The sequence below is a fragment of the Blastococcus sp. SYSU D00922 genome (assembly GCF_054050495.1).
This window is the reverse complement of record NZ_JBJGZL010000002.1, coordinates 381,536-398,480: the sequence shown is the minus strand read 5'-3', so window position 1 is coordinate 398,480 and position 16,945 is coordinate 381,536. Positions and strand designations below refer to the sequence as shown.

Here is a 16,945-nt window from a genome sequence, read left to right as displayed (position 1 = left end):
TCCCGCGAGCCGGGGAACCGCTGGGAAGCACCTGTGCACCGCCTGGCAACGCGTTCGGCGATGATCCCGCCGTGACGACGAACGGGAACGCGACGGTGCGGGACGCCGCACCCGAGGACGCCGGCCGGTGCGCCGAGATCTACGCGCCCTACGTCCGGGACACCGCCATCTCGTTCGAGACCCAGCCGCCGACACCGGCGGAGATGGCCGAGCGGATCGCCGCGGCCCAGCGGGAGCACGCCTGGCTCGTGCTGGAGGACGGCGGCACGGTGACCGGGTACGCGTACGCCGGTCCGTTCATGAGCCGGGCCTCCTACCGCTGGTCGGCGACGGTGAGCGTCTACCTGGACCAGGGGCGCCGGCGAACGGGCGGCGGACGGGCGCTGTACACGGCTCTGCTCGACCTGCTGGCCGGGCGCGGGATCCGCACCGTCCTGGCCGGTGTCGCGCTGCCGAACGAGGCGAGCGAGGGCCTGCACCGGGCGCTGGGCTTCGAGCTCGCCGGCACCTACCGCCGGGTGGGCTGGAAGCTGGACCGCTGGCACGACGTCGCCTGGTACCAGAAGGACCTCGTCACCGACTGGTCGGCGCCCGGTTGAGCGGACGGGACGCGGCCGGGGGTGCCGCCCCTCCGTCGAGCGGCACCCCCGACCGCGGGTCAGGGGGTGCGGGTGGGCAGGCCGGCCGCCGCCCAGGCCCGGTAGCCGCCGGCGAGGTCGGTGGTCCGGTGAAGGCCCAGGCTGCGCAGGGCGTCGGCGGCGAGGCTCGAGGTGTAGCCCTCCGAGCACAGCACGATGACCTCGACGTCGTAGCCCGTGGCCTCGGGCAGACGGGCGTCGCTGGCCGGGTCGAAGCGCCACTCCAGGACGTTGCGCTCGACGACGAGGGCGCCGGGGACCTCCCCCTCGGCGGCGCGCTGGGCGGCCGGGCGGATGTCCACGAGGAGGGCGCCGCGGGCGATCCGGGCGGCGGCCTCGTGCGGCGTCACGCGGTCGATGCGGGAGCGCGCGTCGGCGAGCAGCTCGTCGATCGTGCGCGCGCCGACCGGCCGGGCGAGGGTCGGGGCGCTCACCAGTCCACCCCGGCGCGCTCGGTGCCGGCGCGGCGCAGCGTCCCGCCGTCGACCTCGTAGGTGTTCATCCAGGACAGGCCGGGCGTGTAGACGTGCACGCTCACCGCCGGCTCGGTGCCGGCGTTCGTCACCTGGTGGACGTAGTGGGGGCCGAAGTGCCGTACCCGCCCGGGGGTCAGCAGGTCGGCGGACTCGCGCACGCCGGTGCGGCCGGCGGCGACCACCCGCTCGGACAGCGTGCCGCGGACCACCGCGAAGGCCCCGGCCGAGGTGCCGTGGTCGTGCAGGGGCGTGCCCTGCTGGGGCAGCCAGGAGAGCAGCCAGACCTGCGCGTCGGCGAGCTCGGCGTGCAGCGACGGGTCGAGCGCGTCGGCCGCGTCGTCGGTGGTCAGCAGGTGGGTCCAGCGGCCGGCCGCCCGGAACTCGACGAGGTCGAGCCAGCGGTCGGAGGCGGCGGCGAGCGCGGCGGCCAGGCCGGCGGCGCCGGTGCGCCGCGTGGTGGCGTCGGAGAAGGCCGGGGACAGGAGCGAGCTGTGCGTCATGGGGCTTCCCGGGAGGTGGGCGCGCTCGGCACTCCGGTCGGGGCCGGGGGAGCACGGGAGAACGGTGGGTGGTGGAGGCGTGCGTCAGCAGGCCGGACACAGCGCGCTGGCCGTCCGCAGCAGGTCCACGGCGGACCGGCGGTACAGCTCGTTCGCGATCACCACGCCCCGATACGACCAGTTCCGGGTTTGCCTGTCAAGTTCATCGGTTTGGTAGACATTGGTGTCGCTGCCGACCGGCAGCCAGTGCGGATCCCCGGGTCCCGGCGCGGGAGGAGGATCGGGATGCGACGTGGACGTCCGCCGTCAGCGCGGCAGCAGCACCGTGCGCAGCTCGTGCCCGCCGTCCGCCCGGGTGGCCTCGTAGAACCAGCGGACGCCGCCGTCCCCGAGGTCCACGTGGTCGGCGTAGCGGAGGCCGAAGGGTGCGTGCGGGCTCTGCAGCCAGGGCTGGTCCCCGACGGCGGTGAAGCCACCGTTCCCGTCGGCCACGGCCAGCCCCGTCCGCTCCTCCCAGTTCTCCGCCGCGGTGGCCCGCCCGTCGTAGAGCGCCCAGGTGCGGGAACCGTCGAGGACGACGGTGGCGAAGCGGACCCCGCGGGCGTCCCACTGCCCCTCGCGCCCGGCCAGTGCGGTGCCCCGCCACTGCCACGTCACGCCGTCGGGGCTGGTCGCGTGTTCGGTGGTCATGCGGTCGGTCGCGTCGGGGTCGTCGAGCGGGTGCACCGACGCCCACAGGTGCCACTGCTGCCCGTCGTGCCGCAGGACCGGGTCCTTCACGGCGGACCGGTCGCTGCCGGCGAGCACGGTCCGGGGGAGCGCCGTCCCGAGCCCCTCGACCGTGTCGGCCTCCAGGAGGTCCACCCGCCAGTGCTTCGTCCCCGGCGTGGCGCAGCTGACGTACAGGCGCCAGGTGCCCTCCGGCGTGCGCACCAGCGCCGGACGCTCCAGGGACTCCGCCCCGAAGGCGTCCTTGCCGACCGCCACCACGGGGGTGAAGCGGACACCGTCGTCGGAGCGCGCCACCACGTTGGCGAACCCGCGGCCCGCGCCGACCGGCCGGCGCAGCCGGTAGGCCAGCCACCACGTCCCGTCCACGAACTGCGCGGACGGGCCACCGGCCCACGAACCCGGGCGCGGGTCCTCCGGTTCGAGGACGACCTCGGCGTCGGCCCAGAACGGCTCCGGCTCCGGCGGTCGGAGGCGGGTGGTCGGGGAAGCGCTGGCGGGCATGCGGCGGCTCCGGGCTCGTGCGGGGGACTGGCCGCCCAGTGTGCACACCCGCGCCAGACCGTGACCGGCCCCCGGAGGGACACCTGATGACCGACGCCACCCAGCGACTGCCCCACTTCGTCATCGCCGGGGCGCCGAAGGCCGGGACGACGGCCCTGCACGCGGCCCTCGCCACCCACCCGGGCCTGTACCTGTCGCCGGTGAAGGAGCCGAAGTACTACCTCACGGACGGGCGCCCGCCACCCCGGAGCGGTCAGCGCGGTCCCGGCGACGCGCACAGCGCCCAGGAGTGGATCTGGCGCCGCGAGGAGTACCTCGCGCTCTTCGACGGCGCCCCCGCCGGCACGGTGCGCGGCGAGAGCACCCCCTTCTACCTGTACGACCGCGCGGCCCACGCGCGCCTGGTGGCCGACGTCCCGGACGTGAAGGTGGTCGTCGTCGTCCGCGACCCGGTCGACCGGGCCTACTCGAACTGGGCGCACCTGCGTGCCGACGGTCTCGAGCCCGAGGCGGACTTCGGCGCCGCCGTGGCCCTCGAGGAGCAGCGGATCGCCGACGGCTGGGCCCCGTTCTGGCACTACCGCGGGCTGGGCCGGTACGGCGAGCAGCTGCGGGACCTCTACCGGCACGTGCCGCGGGACCGGGTGTTCCTGCTCCGGTACCGCCAGCTGGTCGACACCCCGCGGGAGACCCTCGACCGCGTCAGCGACTTCCTCGGCGTCCCGACGGGGGTCGCGCACACCGTCGCGCCGGAGAACGTGAAGCCCTTCGTCGCCGACACGCCCCGGTACCGGCTGCTCTCGCGCCTCGCCCGCGGGGGAGCCGCCCTCGGTGCCTCCGTGCCACCCCAGGTGTGGCGGCAGGTCTCCCGCCCGCTGATCGCGGCCCTGCACGCCGGCCGGGCCCCTCGGCCGGCGCTGCCGGTGCAGGTCCGCCGCACCGTCCTCGCGCCCCTGCTGCCGGACATCGCGCTGCTGGAGGAGCTCACCGGCGAGTCCTTCGCCGACTGGAAGGGGGACACCGGCCGGGGCGACTTCCGGTCACGGCAGGCGCCGGCCCGGGAGTCCTGAGCGGAGCGAGGCGTCAGGCGGTGGCCGAACCGTCCCCGGTGCCGCGCGCGACCTCGACGTGCGGCCGCGACTGCCACAGCGCCCACTCGGCGCTGACGTCACCGGCGGTCCGCAGCAGCCGGGGGAGGTGCTCCTGCACGAGCGTCTCCCGCGACGTCTCCGCCGCGTGCACGGTGACGTTCATCGCGGCCCGGACCGCTCCGCCGCCGTCCCGGACCGGCACGGCCACGGACAGCACGCCGGGGGCGAGCTCCTCCTCGGCCAGCGCCCAGCCCCGCGCCCGGACCTCGGTCAGCTCGCGCTGGAGCTGGTCCGCCGTCCTTCCGATGTAGGGCGGCAGCCCGGCCCGGCTCGGGATCGCCAGCGCGGCGGCCAGCTCGTCGGGGGAGAGGGCCGCGAGCAGGACCTTCCCCTGGGACGTCTGGACCGCAGGGAAGCGCGTCCCGATCTCCACCCGCAGCGCGATGATCTTGGGCACCGACACCCGCGCGACGTAGACGATGTCGGAGCCGTCGAGCTGCGCCATCGACGAGGACTCGCCGGTGCCGGCGACCAGTTCCTCGAGGTGCGGGCGCGCGATGTCCCACAGGCCGAGGGAGCCGACGTAGGCCATGCCGAGGTCGAGGACCTTGGGCATGAGCGCGAAGGTGCCGCCCGACGAGCGGACGTAGCCGAGCTCCTCGAGGGTCAGCAGCAGCCGGCGGGCCGTCGGGCGCGCGAGCCCCGCCGCGGCCGCCACCTCGGTGAGCGACATCGCCGGGTGGTCGGCGTCGAAGCAGGTGAGGACGTCGAGACCCCGTGCGAGCGCCTCGACGAAGTCCGGCCCCGTGCCGCGTCCCGCCATGCCGTCCATCCTCCCGTGAGCCTCGGCCCGCACCGGTGGGAGATCTGCGCACCCGCCCCCATCGGGGGGATCGACGGGACGGGTGCGCAGACCGGTCCTACCGGCCGAGGACGCGCTCCTCGCCGCCGGCCCGCTTCGACTCGTCCACGAAGTCCGAGTACTGGTACGGGTTGTCCAGGATCGACGCCTCGGCCTCGGGCATCTGCGGGAACATGCCCGCCTCCCAGACGTCCTCGCCGCACGCGCCCTTGAGGTGGTCGATGGTGTTCTCGATCTCGGTGCGCACCGCGCCGAGGTCGATGCCCACCAGCCGGCCGTCGTGCTTCACCACGCGGCCGTCGACGATCACCGTGTGCACGTCGCCGCGCTGCGCCTGGAACGCCACGTGGCCCAGAGGGTTGAGCAGCGGGAAGGACACCGGCGAGTTCTCGTTCTTGATCAGGACGACGTCGGCTTTCTTGCCCACCTCGAGCGAGCCGAGGTCGTCGTCGCGGCCGATGGTGTGCGCGCCGCCCTTCGTGCACCACTCGACGACCTGCTGGGCGCGCAGCCGGAGGTGGGTGATCGTGTCGCCCTTCAGGTGCGCGGTCAGGTGCTCCGACATGCGGTCGGCGTTGAGGGTGGACCGCATCGCGGAGAACATGTCGCCGCTCCACCAGACGCTGGTGTCCATCGACAGCGACACCGGGATGCCGTACTGCAGCACCTGCTCGGTGGGAGCGTGACCCTGGCCGGCGGAGCACTCCGACTCCGTGGCCACCGAGATCGAGCCGCCGGTGGCGGCGATCCGCTGGTAGCTGTCCCGGGTCAGCGTGGAGGCGTGCACGTAGGTGGTCTCCGGGGTCATGAACCCGCCGTCGTACATCTGCTGGATGCCGGTGTCGCTGGTCGCACCCCAGACGCCGGCGTGGGTGGTGACCGGGAGACCGAGCTCCCGCGCGACCTCGAAGGCGGCCTTCTCGGGGAAGGCCGGGTCGCCGGTGACGTCGAAGGCGATCTGCACGCCCATCATGTCGTCGCGCTCGTCGCGCAGCCGCTCCAGGAACGAGCGGACGGCGGGGTCGGCGGTCCACTCCCACGGGCCCGCCTGGATGTTGCCGTAGGCCAGGACGAACCGGCCGGGCACCGAGCGCAGCGCCTCGAGGGCGGCCTCGCCGTGGCCGATGGTGTGCAGGTTGTGCGACCAGTCGACGGTGGTCGTGACCCCGGCGTCCAGGGACTCGATCGCGGCGAGCCGGTTGCCCGCGGCGATGTCCTGCGGGCGGAACTTCTTGCCGTGCTCCAGGTAGTACCAGACGAAGTACTGGGTGAGCGTCCAGTCCGCGCCGTAGCCGCGCATCGCCGTCTGCCACATGTGCCGGTGGGTGTCGATCATCCCGGGCATGACGATGCCGCCCGACGCGTCGATCTCCTGGGTGCCCTCGGGCACCTCCAGGCGGGGCCCCACGCCGGCGATGCGGTCGTCGACGACCAGCACGTCGGCGTCGTGCAGGACGGTGCACGCGCCGTCCATGGTCAGCACCGTGCCGCCGCGCAGGACCACCGGCCGGCCGGGCTCCGGAGCGGGCTGCGAGTGGGTCATCGTCTCCTCCCCGGACGTCGTCGTCTCGTATCGGACAGGTGTCCGCACAGCGGCCAACCGGTGCGATGCGCGTCACCTTCGCGGGCCGTGCAGGGGCTGTCAAGGGTCTGCCGCACGGCGACCGGAGCGCGTGGACGTGCTGGTTGACAGCGCCACCCGCGGCTGAACAGACTGCCGGGCGAGCGGACGGACATGCGTCCGCGAACGCCTCCGAGGAGCGGTGCCCAGGATGACCTCAGGACCGGTGCAGCCGGGGACGGGAGCGGGCGGGGGCCCGCTCGCCGGCCTCCTGGTCGCGGACTTCTCCCGGATCCTGGCCGGGCCGTACAGCACCATGCTGCTGGCCGACCTCGGGGCCGAGGTGGTCAAGGTCGAGGGGCCGGGCGGGGACGACACCCGCACCTGGCAGCCCCCGGTCCGTGACGGGGTGTCCACCTACTACCTGGGCGTCAACCGGAACAAGCGCTCGGTGGCCCTCGACCTCAAGGACCCCGCCGACCTCGAGCTCGCCCGGGAGCTGGCCCGCCGGGCCGACGTCCTGGTCGAGAACTTCAAGCCCGGCGGGCTGGCCCGGTTCGGCCTCGACTACGACACGGTGGCCGCGGTGAACCCCGGCGTGGTCTACGCCTCGATCAGCGGCTTCGGCAGCGGCGGCGGCGCATCGTTGCCCGGCTACGACCTCATCGTGCAGGCCATCTCGGGGTTCATGAGCCTGACCGGCGACACCGACGGCGAGCCCTACCGGGCCGGGGTGGCGCTGTTCGACGTGATGGCCGGCCTGCACGCCACCATCGGCGTGCTCTCCGCGCTCAACCACCGGCACGAGACGGGCGCCGGGCAGCACGTGGAGGTCAACCTGCTCAGCTCCGCGCTGTCCGGGCTGGTGAACCAGACCAGCGCCTTCGTCGCGGGCGGCGTCGTCCCGTTCCGGATGGGCAACAGCCACCCGAGCCTGTTCCCGTACGAGCCCCTGCCGTGCGCCGACGGCGAGCTGATCATCACCGCCGGGAACGACGGCCAGTTCCGCCGGCTGTGCGAGGTCCTCGGGATCCCCGAGCTGGTCGACGATCCTCGGTTCCGCCGCAACGAGGACCGCACCGCCAACCGCGACGAGCTCAGGCCGCTGCTCGTCGAGCGGCTGCGCACCCGCTCGAAGATGGACTGGTTCCGCGACATCATCGGGGCCGGGGTGCCCTGCGGGCCGATCAACACGATCGACCAGGGGGTGGCCTTCGCGCAGGACATCGGTCTGGACCCGGTCGTGACCGTGGGGAAGGGGGCGGCCGCGGTGCCCTCGGTGCGCAACCCGATCACCTTCTCGGCGACCGCGCCCGGCTACCGGCTGCCGCCGCCGGCGCTCGACGAGCACGGCGCCGAGATCAGGGCCTGGCTGGCGGAGGAGGCCTCGTGAGCTCTGCTGGTCAGTCCCGCCCCGCCGCCCCCGGCCATCTGTCCTTCCCGACGTCCCTGGGCACGTCGACCGCCGACGAGATCCGGCTGCTGGGGCAGGACCTCACCGCCGACCTCATGGGCAAGGTCGGGTTCGGTGAGCTCGCCTTCTGGCTGGTCGCCCTGCGCCGGCCCACGCCGTCGGAGACGCGCGTGTTCGAGGCGGTGCTCGTCGCGCTCGCCGACCACGGGTTCACGCCGACGGCGATCGCCGCCCGCCTCACCTACCTCTCGGCGCCCGACTCGCTGCAGGGTGCGCTCGCCGCGGGCCTGCTGGGCGGCGGGTCCCGGTTCCTCGGGGTCACCGAGGACTGCGGCACCTACCTGCACGAGGTGATCGCCGCGCAGGACGACCTCCCCACGGACGACGCCGGCTGGGACGCCCTGGCTCTGGAGGCGGTCACCGCGACCCGGGCGGCGAAGCGGTTCGTCCCCGGGCTCGGCCACCCGGTGCACAAGCAGGGCGACCCGCGGACGCCGGTGCTGATCGGGATCGCCGAGGAGGAAGGGCTGCGCGGGCCGCACCTGCGCCTGTTCGAGGCGATCGGCCGGGTGCACGAGCAGGTGCTCGGCCGGCGGCTGCCGCTCAACGGCGCCGGCGTCTGCGGCGCGGCGCTGGCCGACCTCGGGCTGCCCGTGGAGCTGCTCCGCGGGTTCGCGCTGCTGGCCCGTGCCGCAGGCCTGCTCGGGCAGATCGCCGAGGAGCGGCGCCGGCCGATCGGGATGGACGCCTACCTCGCCGTCGACCGCAACGCGGTCTACGTCGATCCGGCCGTCCACGTCGACCCCGCGGACGAGGAGGGCTGACCGTGCGCGCCGCCGTCGTCACCGAGCCCGGGCAGCCCCCTGCCTGCGCGACGCACCCGGATCCCGTGGCGTCGGAGGGCCGCGGCGTCGTCCGGGTGACCGCGGCGCCGATCGTGCCGCTGGACCTGCTCGCGGCGTCGGGCACCTCCTACTTCGGCCGCCCGGCGGTGCCCTACGTGCCCGGCGTCCAGGGCGTCGGCGTCGTGGAGGAGTCCGCGACGCTGCCCGCCGGCACCCGCGTCTGGTTCGCCACGAGCGCCGGGATGGCCCCGGGCGACGGCAGTCTGGCCGAGCGGTGCGCCGTCCCGGAGGCCGACCTCGTGCCGGTCGACCAGGACCTGCCCGACGAGCACCTCGCCGCGCTCGGGTTGTCGGCGGTCGCCGCGTGGATGGTGCTGACCGGACCCGGCCGGCTCCGCGCCGGCGAGACCGTGCTGGTGCTCGGCGCCGGCGGGGCCGTGGGGCAGTCGGCGATCGGTGCGGCGCGGGTGCTGGGCGCCGGCCGGGTGGTCGCCGTGTGCCGGTCTCCGGAGGCGCAGCGGCGGGCCCGCGAGCTCGGCGCCGACGTGGTCGTGCCGCTCGAGGGCGACACCGACGCCCTGACCGCGCGCTTCCAGGACGCCTGCAACGGCCGGGCGGACGTCGTCGTCGACCCGGTGTTCGGGTCGGCGGCCACCGCGGCGTCCCGCGTGCTGGGGGAGCGCGGCCGCCTGGTCAACCTGGGCGGCGCCTCGGGTGACGTCGCCGAGTTCTCCTCGGCCGTGCTGCGCAGCAAGTCGGCCGCGGTGCTCGGCTACACGAACAACGCGCTGACGCCGGCCGAGCGGGCGCAGGCGATCGCCGCGGTGGCCCGGCACGCCGCGGCCGGCCGCATCTCCGTCGCCCACGAGGTGCTCGACCTCGGGGCCGTGTCCGACGCCTGGCGCCGCCAGGCCGCAGGGGGGACCGGCGCTCGCCTGGTGCTGACACCCTGACCCGTTCCCCGCGGCCGGCGCCCGCCGGCCGCGTCCCGTCCCAGGAGGATCCCGTGCAGCTGGTCACCGAGGAGAACATCACCGACCTGGCGGTGGAGCGCTGGGCGACGGCGAAGGACCCCCGCCTCGCCGAGCTGATGACCGCGCTCGTGCGGCATCTGCACGACTTCGCCCGCGAGGTGCGGCTGACCGAGGCGGAGTGGATGGCCGCGATCCAGTGGCTGAACCGCACCGGGCAGATCAGCAACGAGAAGCGCGAGGAGTTCATCCTCACCTCCGACGTGCTGGGTCTGTCGATGCTCGTCGTCCAGATGAACCACGCGCTCGACCCGCGGGCGACGCCCGCGACCGTGCTGGGCCCGTTCCACATCGAGGGCTCGCCGCAGCTCGGCTACGGCGAGGACATGTCGCAGGGGCTGCCCGGCACGCCGCTGTACCTGCACGGCGTCGTCAAGGACCTCGAGGGGAACCCGGTGCCCGGTGCCGTCCTCGACATCTGGCAGGCCGACAACGAGGGGCTCTACGAGTCGCAGCACGCCGACGTCGATGAGGCGCGGCTGCGGGCGAAGTACACCAGCCGCGAGGACGGCACCTACTGCCTGCGCACGGTCGCCCCGCTCGGCTACACGATCCCGATGGACGGCCCCGTCGGCGAGCTGATCTCCCGGACCGAGATCAGCCACTTCCGCCCGGCGCACGTCCACTTCCTGCTCAACGTGCCCGGCTACGAGCCGCTGATCACCCACCTGTTCCAGGAGGGCGCCGACTACCTCGACAGCGACGTCGTCTTCGGCGTCAAGGCCGAGCTCGTCGTCCGCTACGAGGAGCGCGAGCCGGGCCCGACGCCGGACGGCGGGAGCAGCGACGTGCCGTGGGTCGAGGCGCGGTACGACTTCGTCCTGCAGCCGCAGGGCTGACGGCGGGTCACCCGGCGCTGCGGGCGGGGAGCAGTCCTTCCTCGTGGTCGAGCTCGCGCTCGAGCGTGCGCAGGCTCTCGTCGGGCAGCCGGCCGACGTCCCGCCAGCGCAGCAGCTCGTGGCGCTGGGTGTCGATGACCATGCGGCGCAGCCGGAGGGCCGCCTCGTACTGCGGTGACAGCGGGATCTCGCCGGCCTCGGCGGTGTCGAGCAGGTCGAGGCGTTTGCGGTACCGGGCGAGCCGCACGGCGAGCTGCGCGCGGATGGCGGCGATCGCCTTGTCGTCCACGTCGTCGTGCTCCTCGGCCGCCATCTCGTCCAGCCGCGCCATCGCCGCCTCCACCGACGCCATCCGGGCGAGGTTGCGCAGCCGCGCCTGGTCGGCCTCGTCGGCGCGCAGGCCCAGGGCGCGCACCAGCGGGGCGAACGTCAGCCCCTGACCGACGAGCGTGACCAGCACGGCGAGGAACGCGCAGAAGAGCAGCAGCTCCCGGTCGGGGAACGGCGACCCGTCGTCCGTGGTGAGCGGCAGCGCGAAGATCGCGGCCAGGCTGATGACGCCGCGGGTCCCCGCCCAGCTGAGGACGACGATCTCCCGTCCCGACAACCGGCCAGTGGCCTGCTGGCCGGCGTCCGGGTCGCCGTCGCCGTCGAGGTCCTGGTCGGTCAGCCGGGCGTGCATCGCCTGGGGCAGGTGCTCGGTGACCCAGAGCCACAGCGGCCGCAGCAGCAGGACGACGCCCACCGTGATGGACGCCGCGATGACGATGGTGGAGGTCTCGTACGCCCCTAGCCCGTCGATGACCGACGGCAGCTGCTGGCCGATGAGGAGGAAGACGAAGCCCTCCAGGAGGAAGTCGACGAGCCGCCACACGGCGTTGGTCTGCAGGCGGCTGGCGCCCGAGGCCCAGCTGGGGTTGTTGTGCCCGATGATCAGCCCGGCGACGACCACCGCCAGCACGCCGGAGACGTGCAGCGCCTCGCCCAGCAGGTAGGCGACGAAAGGGGTGGCCAGCGAGACCGCGTTCGACGACAGGGGGTCGCTGCGCAGCCGGCGAAGGGGGCGGACCGCGTAGGAGACCGCCACACCGGCAGCCACGCCGCCGACGGCCGCGAACAGGAACTGGCCGACGGCCCCGGGGGTGGAGAACCCCTCGCCCTGGGTGGCCGCGATGGCGACGCCCAGGATGGTGAGCGCGGTGGCGTCGTTGAGCAGGCCCTCGCCCTGGATCAGGGTGATCAGCCGCGGCGGCAACCCGGCCCGGCGCCCGACGGCCAGGGCCGCGACGGGGTCCGGCGGGGCGACGGCCGCGCCCAGGGCGATGCCGGCGGCCAGGGTGGCGCCGGCGACGAAGAGCTCGAAGCCGATGCCGATGACGAGCGCCGTGGCCAGCACCAGCAGCACCGACAGGCTGACGACGGTGCGCAGGTTGCGGCGGATGGCGGTCAGCGAGGAGTCCAGCGCCGCGCTGTAGAGCAGCGGCGGCAGGATGAGCGTGAGGACGAGTTCGGGGTCCAGGGTGACGTTCGGGCCGGGCAGGAACGCGTAGACGAGGCCGACGAGCGTGAGCAGGGCCGCCGCCGGCAGGCCCGTCCGCCCGGCCACCCACCGGACGGCGACGATGACGGCGACCGCGCCGAGGACCAGCAGCAACAGCGTCTCGGCGTGCATCACCGCATCCTCCCGGACGGCGCCTCGAGGTCCGGGAGGTCGGGGTCAGCCGCGCTGCTGCGCCGCGCGGTGCGTCGTCAGCGGTTCTGGCGCCGGGCGACCAGGACGAGGACGCCCATCACCAGCAGCAGCGGCGCCCAGGCCGGCACCCCGAACGGCCCGAGGATCAGCCCGGCGACGAACAGCAGGAGCTGGAAGGCGACGAAGATCCCGGCGAACAGCACGATGTAGAACAGGACGGGCCGTTCCATCTGCAGGCGGCGCAGGTAGTCCATGTCGCGTCTCCTCGGTCGTTCTCGGTGTCGTCGTGGCACCAGGAGCATCGGCAGCCCGGGGCCCGAGCTGAAGACGACCCGCCACCTCAACGCGCGACCGGCGCCGCGGCGTTCCCCGCGGTCAGGCGTCGATGACGATCGGGATGATCATCGGGCTGCGCCGGTAGGTGCGGTGCGCCCACTGGCCGACGGCCCGCGAGATCAGCTGCTCGAGCTGCACGGCGCCGCCCACGCCTTCCTCGGCGGCCTTGGCCAGCGCCTTCTCGACGAGGGGGACGACGGCGTCGAACGTCGTCTCGTCGTGGACGAAACCGCGGGCGAGGAAGTCCGGGGGCTCGGCCAGCATGCCGGTGTCGGCGTCGACGATGGCGACGACGGTGATGACGCCCTCCTCGGCGAGGTTGCGCCGGTCCTTGAGGTGGGCCTCGGTGGCCCCGCCCACCGTCTCGCCGTCCACGTACACGTTGCCGGCGGGCACCTTGCCGCTGATGCGCACCCGGCCGCCGACCAGGTCGACGGCGAAGCCGTCCTCGGCCAGGACGACGCCCTTGGGGTGCACGCCGGTGCGGACGGCCAGCTCGCCGTTGGCCTTGAGGTGGCGCCACTCGCCGTGCACCGGCATGACGTTGCGCGGCTTGACGATGTTGTAGCAGTAGACGAGCTCGCCGGCGCTGGCGTGGCCGGACACGTGCACCTTGGCGTTGCCCTTGTGCACCACGTTCGCGCCCCAGCGGGTCAGCTCGTTGATGACCCGGTAGATCGCGTTCTCGTTGCCCGGCACGAGAGAGCTGGCCAGCAGGACGGTGTCGCCCTCGCTGATGCGGATGACGTGGTCGCGGTTGGCCATGCGGGCCAGCGCCGCCATCGGCTCGCCCTGGGAGCCGGTGCAGATCAGGCAGACCTGGTCGGCCGGCAGCTTCTCCAGCACCTTCATGTCGACGACCAGGCCGTCGGGCACGTTCAGGTAGCCGAGCTCCCGCGCGATGCCCATGTTGCGGACCATCGACCGGCCCACGAAGGCGACCTTGCGGCCGTGCGCGTGCGCCTGGTCGAGCACCTGCTGGATGCGGTGCACGTGGCTGGCGAAGCTGGAGACGATCACCCGCTTGGGGGCGGTCCGGAAGACCTTCTCGATCGCCGGGACGAGCTCGCCCTCCGACGTGGTGAAGCCGGGGACCTCGGCGTTCGTGGAGTCGGTGAGGAACAGGTCCACGCCCTCCTCGCCGAGCCGGGCGAAGCCGCGCAGGTCGGTGATCCGCCGGTCGAGGGGGAACTGGTCCATCTTGAAGTCGCCCGTGTGCAGCACCAGGCCGGCGGCGGTGCGGATCGCGACGGCGAGCGCGTCGGGGATCGAGTGGTTGACGGCCAGGAACTCCAGGCCGAACGGGCCGAAGTCGACCAGGTCGCCCTCGGAGACCTGCACGGTCTCCGGGCGGATCTTGTGCTCCTTGAGCTTGGCCTCGATGAACGCCAGCGTCAGCTTCGAGCCGACGAGCGGGATGTCGGCGCGCTCGCGCAGCAGGTACGGGACGCCGCCGATGTGGTCCTCGTGGCCGTGGGTCAGCACGATCGCGACGACGTCGTCGAGCCGGTCCCGGATGGCGGTGAAGTCGGGGAGGATCACGTCGACGCCGGGCTGGTGCTCCTCGGGGAAGAGGACCCCGATGTCGACGACCAGCAGCTTGCCGGCGTGCTCGAACACCGTCATGTTCCGGCCGATCTCACCGAGACCGCCGAGCGCGATCACCCGCAGCCCGCCGTCGGGCAGCGGTGGGGGTGTGCGCAGTTCACGGTGCGTGCGACTCATGCCCCGAACGGTACGGCGGGGTGCCGACGTCGCAGCAGGGGCCCGGGAACGCGGAACGGGGGCCACGGCGCGTCGCGCCGTGACCCCCGTCCGGGGTGGTTCAGAGCGGGCGGACGTTCTCCGCCTGCGGGCCCTTCTGGCCCTGGGTGATGTCGAACTCGACCTGCTGACCCTCGTCCAGCGACTTGTAGCCGTTGGTCTGGATCGCCGAGTAGTGGCAGAAGACGTCGGCGCCGCCGCCGTCCTGGGCGATGAACCCGAAGCCCTTCTCCGCGTTGAACCACTTCACAGTGCCCTGAGCCATGCTGTTCTTCTCTTCCGTGCTGGGGGTGTCGCCGACCGGCTGACTGCCGGTCGCCGGGTCGCTGCACCACCGGCAGGACCGAGAGGAACGTCAGGCAGAAGACGACTGCGGACGTTCGAGAACGAAGCAGAGGCACGACAGCGACCGGGACCAACCGTACGCTGCCGCCGCTCGGGAGCGGTTGCGGACCCCTCGTCCGGGTGGCGCCGCCCGGGCTGCACCGGCGGACGGTCCGTGCCATCGTGCTGCGGAGAGCCGGGCGCCGGACCCGCTCCCCAGGTCCGGAAGGCACGCATGAACCAGCAACTGGCCGATCGGCTCCGCTTCCTCCGCGCGTTCGCCACCAATCCTCGCCAGGTCGGCGCCATCCTCCCGACGTCCCGGCTCGCGGTGCGCGACATGCTCGACATGGCCGACGTGCCCGCCGCCTCCCTCGTCGTCGAGCTGGGGGCCGGGACGGGGTCGCAGACGGGGGAGATCCTCGCCCGGATGGGCCCCGACGCCCGGCTGGTGGCGCTGGAGATCGACCCCCGGCTGGTGACGCTGCTGGAGGAGCGCTTCGACGACCCGCGCCTGCAGGTGGTGTGCGACTCCGCCGAGCACCTGCGCGACCACCTGGGGGAGGAGCGGGCCGACGTCCTCGTGTGCGCGCTGCCGTTCACCTCGCTGGAGCCGAAGCTCCGCCGCCGGATCCTCGAGTCGCTGCCGGGTGCCCTCGGTCCCGGCGGGGTCGCGCTCGTCATCCAGTACTCGCCGCTCATCCAGTCGGAGCTGCGCCGCCTGTTCGGCTCGGTCCGCCGGCGCATCTCGCCGCTGAACGTGCCGCCGGCCTTCCTCTTCGCCTGCCGGGTCGCGCCCGAGGCAGGCTGACGCTCAGGCCCGGACGGCCTGCCACACCCGCTCGGCCAGGCTGGTCCCCGCCGCGGCGAGATCGACCCCCGGCGCCCCGGCCAGCCAGCGCCGGGCCAGCTCGGCCGGCGGGCCGACGACGAGCACCTCCAGCACCTCCGCCGGGACGTCCACCACCCGGCCGGCGGCCACCTGGCGGGCGAACCAGCCGTGCAGCTCCCCGGTCCGCGGTCCGATCGAGGCCGCGATCCCCGGCGCGTGGGCGGGCAGGAACGACGCGTACGACGACGCGTGGACGTAGCGGGCCACGTCGGGGTGCTCGGCGGTGAAGCGCAGGTAGGAGGTCACCACGGCGCGGACGCCGGTGGCCGCGGTGCGGGTGCGCCGCAGGGCCTCGAGGACGGCGTCGAGCAGCTCGCCCAGGCACCGGGCGTACAGCGCCGCCGCCAGCCCGCCGGCGCTGCCGAAGTGGTGGTAGAGGCTGCCCAGGCTGACCCCGCTGCGGTCCAGGACCGCCTGCACCGTCATGCCGTCGTGGCCGGCCTCGGTGTGCACGGCCAGGGCCGCGTCGAGCAGCCGCGCGCTGGTCTCCCGCCCCCGCGTCGTCACAGGGCCGCCCCGGTGAGGCGCACGGCCTCGTCCCAGAGCGCCGGCGCCAGCGCGGAGTCGTCCGCGGGGGGCGCCAGGGGCACCTCCGACTCGCACTCGAAGTAGCGGCCGGTGCCCGCCGCGAGCTCGGGGACGGTCGCCAGCCGCGCCACCCGCGCGGCGCCGAGCTCCGGGGCCTCCCACGACCGCTTGGCCAGCCGGAGCAGCAGTCCCACCGGGCCGCCGCGGTCCCCGAGTGCCGTCCGCAGCACACCGGGGTGGACGGCGTCGATCGTCACGCCGCGAGGCTCCCACCGGCGGGCCCAGAGCGGGATCATGGCGAGGTTGCACAGCTTGGTGTCGGCGTAGGTGCGCAGGGAGGAGAACCGCTCGCCGATCGCGGTCACCCCGGGTTCGGCCCGCCCCTTGACGTAGATGCCGGCGCTGACCTGGACGACGCGGGCGCCGGACTCCGCGAGCCGGTCCTCCAGCAGGGCGTTCAGCAGGAACGGGGCGAGGTGGTTGACGGCGAACGCCTGCTCCACGCCGTCGGCGTTCAGACACCGGCGGCTGGGCCAGATGCCGGCGTTGTGCACGAGCACGTCCAGCCGCGGGCAGGCCGACAGGACGGCGGCGGATGCGCGCACGGACGCGGTGTCGGACAGGTCGCCGACGACGAGCTCGACCGGCACCTCGTGGGCCGTCCGCAGCCGGTCGCGAGCCGCCTCACCGCGCTCCGCATCGCGGGCGAGGAGCACCACGGAGAGGCCCTGTGCGGCAAGGGCGTCCGCCGTGGCCAGCCCGAGGCCGCCGGCGCCGCCGGTCACCAGCGCGGTGCGTCGACCGTCCGTCGTCATAGGCGGACTGTAGCGCTTGCTGCAGGATTGCTCTAGAACATTCCTCTAGTAGCGTGATGGCTCGCGGCGGCCCCTGACCCCGGCCACCGGCAGCCGACCGGGG

18 protein-coding genes are annotated in these 16,945 nt (G+C 74.0%); 7 read left to right on the top strand and 11 right to left on the bottom strand.

The window, feature by feature from the left end:
• The first annotated feature begins 71 nt into the window (after positions 1–71).
• Positions 72–599 (top strand): N-acetyltransferase family protein, encoded by a 528-nt coding sequence (locus ACI78T_RS04565; protein WP_456556889.1) that lies wholly within the window; start codon positions 72–74, stop codon positions 597–599.
• Positions 600–658: 59 nt separating this feature from the next.
• Here ACI78T_RS04565 and ACI78T_RS04560 read toward each other — a convergent pair whose 3' ends face one another.
• The 3 genes from ACI78T_RS04560 to ACI78T_RS04550 all read right to left on the bottom strand — a co-directional run bounded on the left by ACI78T_RS04560 (position 659) and on the right by ACI78T_RS04550 (position 2,847).
• Entirely contained in the window at positions 659–1,072 is a 414-nt protein-coding gene (locus tag ACI78T_RS04560; RefSeq protein WP_456556888.1) for a rhodanese-like domain-containing protein, read from the bottom strand.
• Entirely contained in the window at positions 1,069–1,614 is a 546-nt protein-coding gene (locus ACI78T_RS04555; protein WP_456556887.1) for a cysteine dioxygenase, read from the bottom strand. Before ACI78T_RS04555 ends, ACI78T_RS04560 begins: the two co-directional genes overlap by 4 nt.
• A 306-nt stretch (positions 1,615–1,920) precedes the next feature.
• On the bottom strand, positions 1,921–2,847 hold the full coding sequence (locus tag ACI78T_RS04550) for a hypothetical protein (RefSeq protein WP_456556886.1): 927 nt from the start codon (positions 2,845–2,847) through the stop codon (positions 1,921–1,923).
• A gap of 86 nt (positions 2,848–2,933) precedes the next feature.
• Here ACI78T_RS04550 and ACI78T_RS04545 point away from each other — a divergent pair, with 86 nt between their 5' ends.
• A complete protein-coding gene (locus ACI78T_RS04545) occupies positions 2,934–3,917 on the top strand; it encodes a sulfotransferase (RefSeq protein WP_456556885.1) in 984 nt (327 codons plus the stop codon).
• 13 nt (positions 3,918–3,930) lie between these two features.
• Here the strand turns inward: ACI78T_RS04545 and ACI78T_RS04540 are convergent, their stop codons facing one another.
• Positions 3,931–4,761, bottom strand: a complete 831-nt coding sequence (locus ACI78T_RS04540) for an IclR family transcriptional regulator domain-containing protein (protein ID WP_456556884.1) — start codon at positions 4,759–4,761, stop codon at positions 3,931–3,933.
• A gap of 97 nt (positions 4,762–4,858) precedes the next feature.
• Positions 4,859–6,343, bottom strand: coding sequence for an amidohydrolase family protein (locus tag ACI78T_RS04535; RefSeq protein ID WP_456556883.1), 1,485 nt, complete (start codon positions 6,341–6,343; stop codon positions 4,859–4,861).
• A 229-nt stretch (positions 6,344–6,572) separates the two neighbouring features.
• Here ACI78T_RS04535 and ACI78T_RS04530 point away from each other — a divergent pair, with 229 nt between their 5' ends.
• Genes ACI78T_RS04530 through ACI78T_RS04515 form a run of 4 tightly spaced genes read left to right on the top strand, consistent with a single transcriptional unit; the run spans position 6,573 to position 10,490 of the window.
• Entirely contained in the window at positions 6,573–7,754 is a 1,182-nt protein-coding gene (locus tag ACI78T_RS04530; protein ID WP_456556882.1) for a CaiB/BaiF CoA transferase family protein, read from the top strand.
• A complete protein-coding gene (locus tag ACI78T_RS04525; RefSeq protein ID WP_456556881.1) occupies positions 7,751–8,599 on the top strand; it encodes a citryl-CoA lyase in 849 nt (282 codons plus the stop codon). The genes ACI78T_RS04530 and ACI78T_RS04525 overlap by 4 nt, the downstream gene beginning before the upstream one ends.
• Before the next feature lie 2 nt (positions 8,600–8,601).
• Entirely contained in the window at positions 8,602–9,573 is a 972-nt protein-coding gene (locus ACI78T_RS04520) for a quinone oxidoreductase family protein (protein ID WP_456556880.1), read from the top strand.
• 53 nt (positions 9,574–9,626) lie between these two features.
• A complete protein-coding gene (locus ACI78T_RS04515; protein ID WP_456556879.1) occupies positions 9,627–10,490 on the top strand; it encodes a dioxygenase family protein in 864 nt (287 codons plus the stop codon).
• A gap of 7 nt (positions 10,491–10,497) precedes the next feature.
• Here ACI78T_RS04515 and ACI78T_RS04510 read toward each other — a convergent pair whose 3' ends face one another.
• From ACI78T_RS04510 to ACI78T_RS04495, 4 genes are all read right to left on the bottom strand, one after another.
• A complete protein-coding gene (locus ACI78T_RS04510) occupies positions 10,498–12,162 on the bottom strand; it encodes a Na+/H+ antiporter (protein ID WP_456556878.1) in 1,665 nt (554 codons plus the stop codon).
• Between the two features lie 77 nt (positions 12,163–12,239).
• Positions 12,240–12,437 carry a hypothetical protein gene (locus tag ACI78T_RS04505; protein ID WP_456556877.1) on the bottom strand — a complete coding sequence of 66 codons (198 nt, stop codon included), beginning with the start codon at positions 12,435–12,437 and terminating at the stop codon, positions 12,240–12,242.
• A gap of 121 nt (positions 12,438–12,558) precedes the next feature.
• Positions 12,559–14,244 (bottom strand): ribonuclease J, encoded by a 1,686-nt coding sequence (locus tag ACI78T_RS04500; protein WP_456556876.1) that lies wholly within the window; start codon positions 14,242–14,244, stop codon positions 12,559–12,561.
• Positions 14,245–14,344: 100 nt separating this feature from the next.
• On the bottom strand, positions 14,345–14,548 hold the full coding sequence (locus tag ACI78T_RS04495; RefSeq protein WP_456556875.1) for a cold-shock protein: 204 nt from the start codon (positions 14,546–14,548) through the stop codon (positions 14,345–14,347).
• A gap of 294 nt (positions 14,549–14,842) precedes the next feature.
• Here ACI78T_RS04495 and ACI78T_RS04490 point away from each other — a divergent pair, with 294 nt between their 5' ends.
• Entirely contained in the window at positions 14,843–15,418 is a 576-nt protein-coding gene (locus ACI78T_RS04490; protein ID WP_456556874.1) for a class I SAM-dependent methyltransferase, read from the top strand.
• Positions 15,419–15,421: 3 nt separating this feature from the next.
• Here the strand turns inward: ACI78T_RS04490 and ACI78T_RS04485 are convergent, their stop codons facing one another.
• Positions 15,422–16,006 carry a TetR/AcrR family transcriptional regulator gene (locus ACI78T_RS04485; protein ID WP_456556873.1) on the bottom strand — a complete coding sequence of 195 codons (585 nt, stop codon included), beginning with the start codon at positions 16,004–16,006 and terminating at the stop codon, positions 15,422–15,424.
• The gene (locus ACI78T_RS04480) at positions 16,003–16,842 is read right to left on the bottom strand and encodes an SDR family NAD(P)-dependent oxidoreductase (RefSeq protein WP_456556872.1); all 840 of its coding nucleotides are present in this window, start codon (positions 16,840–16,842) and stop codon (positions 16,003–16,005) included. The genes ACI78T_RS04485 and ACI78T_RS04480 overlap by 4 nt, the downstream gene beginning before the upstream one ends.
• Positions 16,843–16,945 lie beyond the last annotated feature (103 nt).

What these genes read in the sequence shown, in the direction of transcription:
- ACI78T_RS04555 (WP_456556887.1), bottom strand. Translation starts at nt 1,614, where the DNA reads ATGACGCACAGCTCGCTCCTGTCCCCGGCCTTCTCCGACGCCACCACG.
- ACI78T_RS04550 (WP_456556886.1), bottom strand. Translation starts at nt 2,847, where the DNA reads ATGCCCGCCAGCGCTTCCCCGACCACCCGCCTCCGACCGCCGGAGCCG.
- ACI78T_RS04545 (WP_456556885.1), top strand. Translation starts at nt 2,934, where the DNA reads ATGACCGACGCCACCCAGCGACTGCCCCACTTCGTCATCGCCGGGGCG.
- ACI78T_RS04540 (WP_456556884.1), bottom strand. Translation starts at nt 4,761, where the DNA reads ATGGCGGGACGCGGCACGGGGCCGGACTTCGTCGAGGCGCTCGCACGG.
- ACI78T_RS04535 (WP_456556883.1), bottom strand. Translation starts at nt 6,343, where the DNA reads ATGACCCACTCGCAGCCCGCTCCGGAGCCCGGCCGGCCGGTGGTCCTG.
- ACI78T_RS04530 (WP_456556882.1), top strand. Translation starts at nt 6,573, where the DNA reads ATGACCTCAGGACCGGTGCAGCCGGGGACGGGAGCGGGCGGGGGCCCG.
- ACI78T_RS04510 (WP_456556878.1), bottom strand. Translation starts at nt 12,162, where the DNA reads ATGCACGCCGAGACGCTGTTGCTGCTGGTCCTCGGCGCGGTCGCCGTC.
- ACI78T_RS04505 (WP_456556877.1), bottom strand. Translation starts at nt 12,437, where the DNA reads ATGGACTACCTGCGCCGCCTGCAGATGGAACGGCCCGTCCTGTTCTAC.
- ACI78T_RS04500 (WP_456556876.1), bottom strand. Translation starts at nt 14,244, where the DNA reads ATGAGTCGCACGCACCGTGAACTGCGCACACCCCCACCGCTGCCCGAC.
- ACI78T_RS04495 (WP_456556875.1), bottom strand. Translation starts at nt 14,548, where the DNA reads ATGGCTCAGGGCACTGTGAAGTGGTTCAACGCGGAGAAGGGCTTCGGG.
- ACI78T_RS04490 (WP_456556874.1), top strand. Translation starts at nt 14,843, where the DNA reads ATGAACCAGCAACTGGCCGATCGGCTCCGCTTCCTCCGCGCGTTCGCC.
- ACI78T_RS04480 (WP_456556872.1), bottom strand. Translation starts at nt 16,842, where the DNA reads ATGACGACGGACGGTCGACGCACCGCGCTGGTGACCGGCGGCGCCGGC.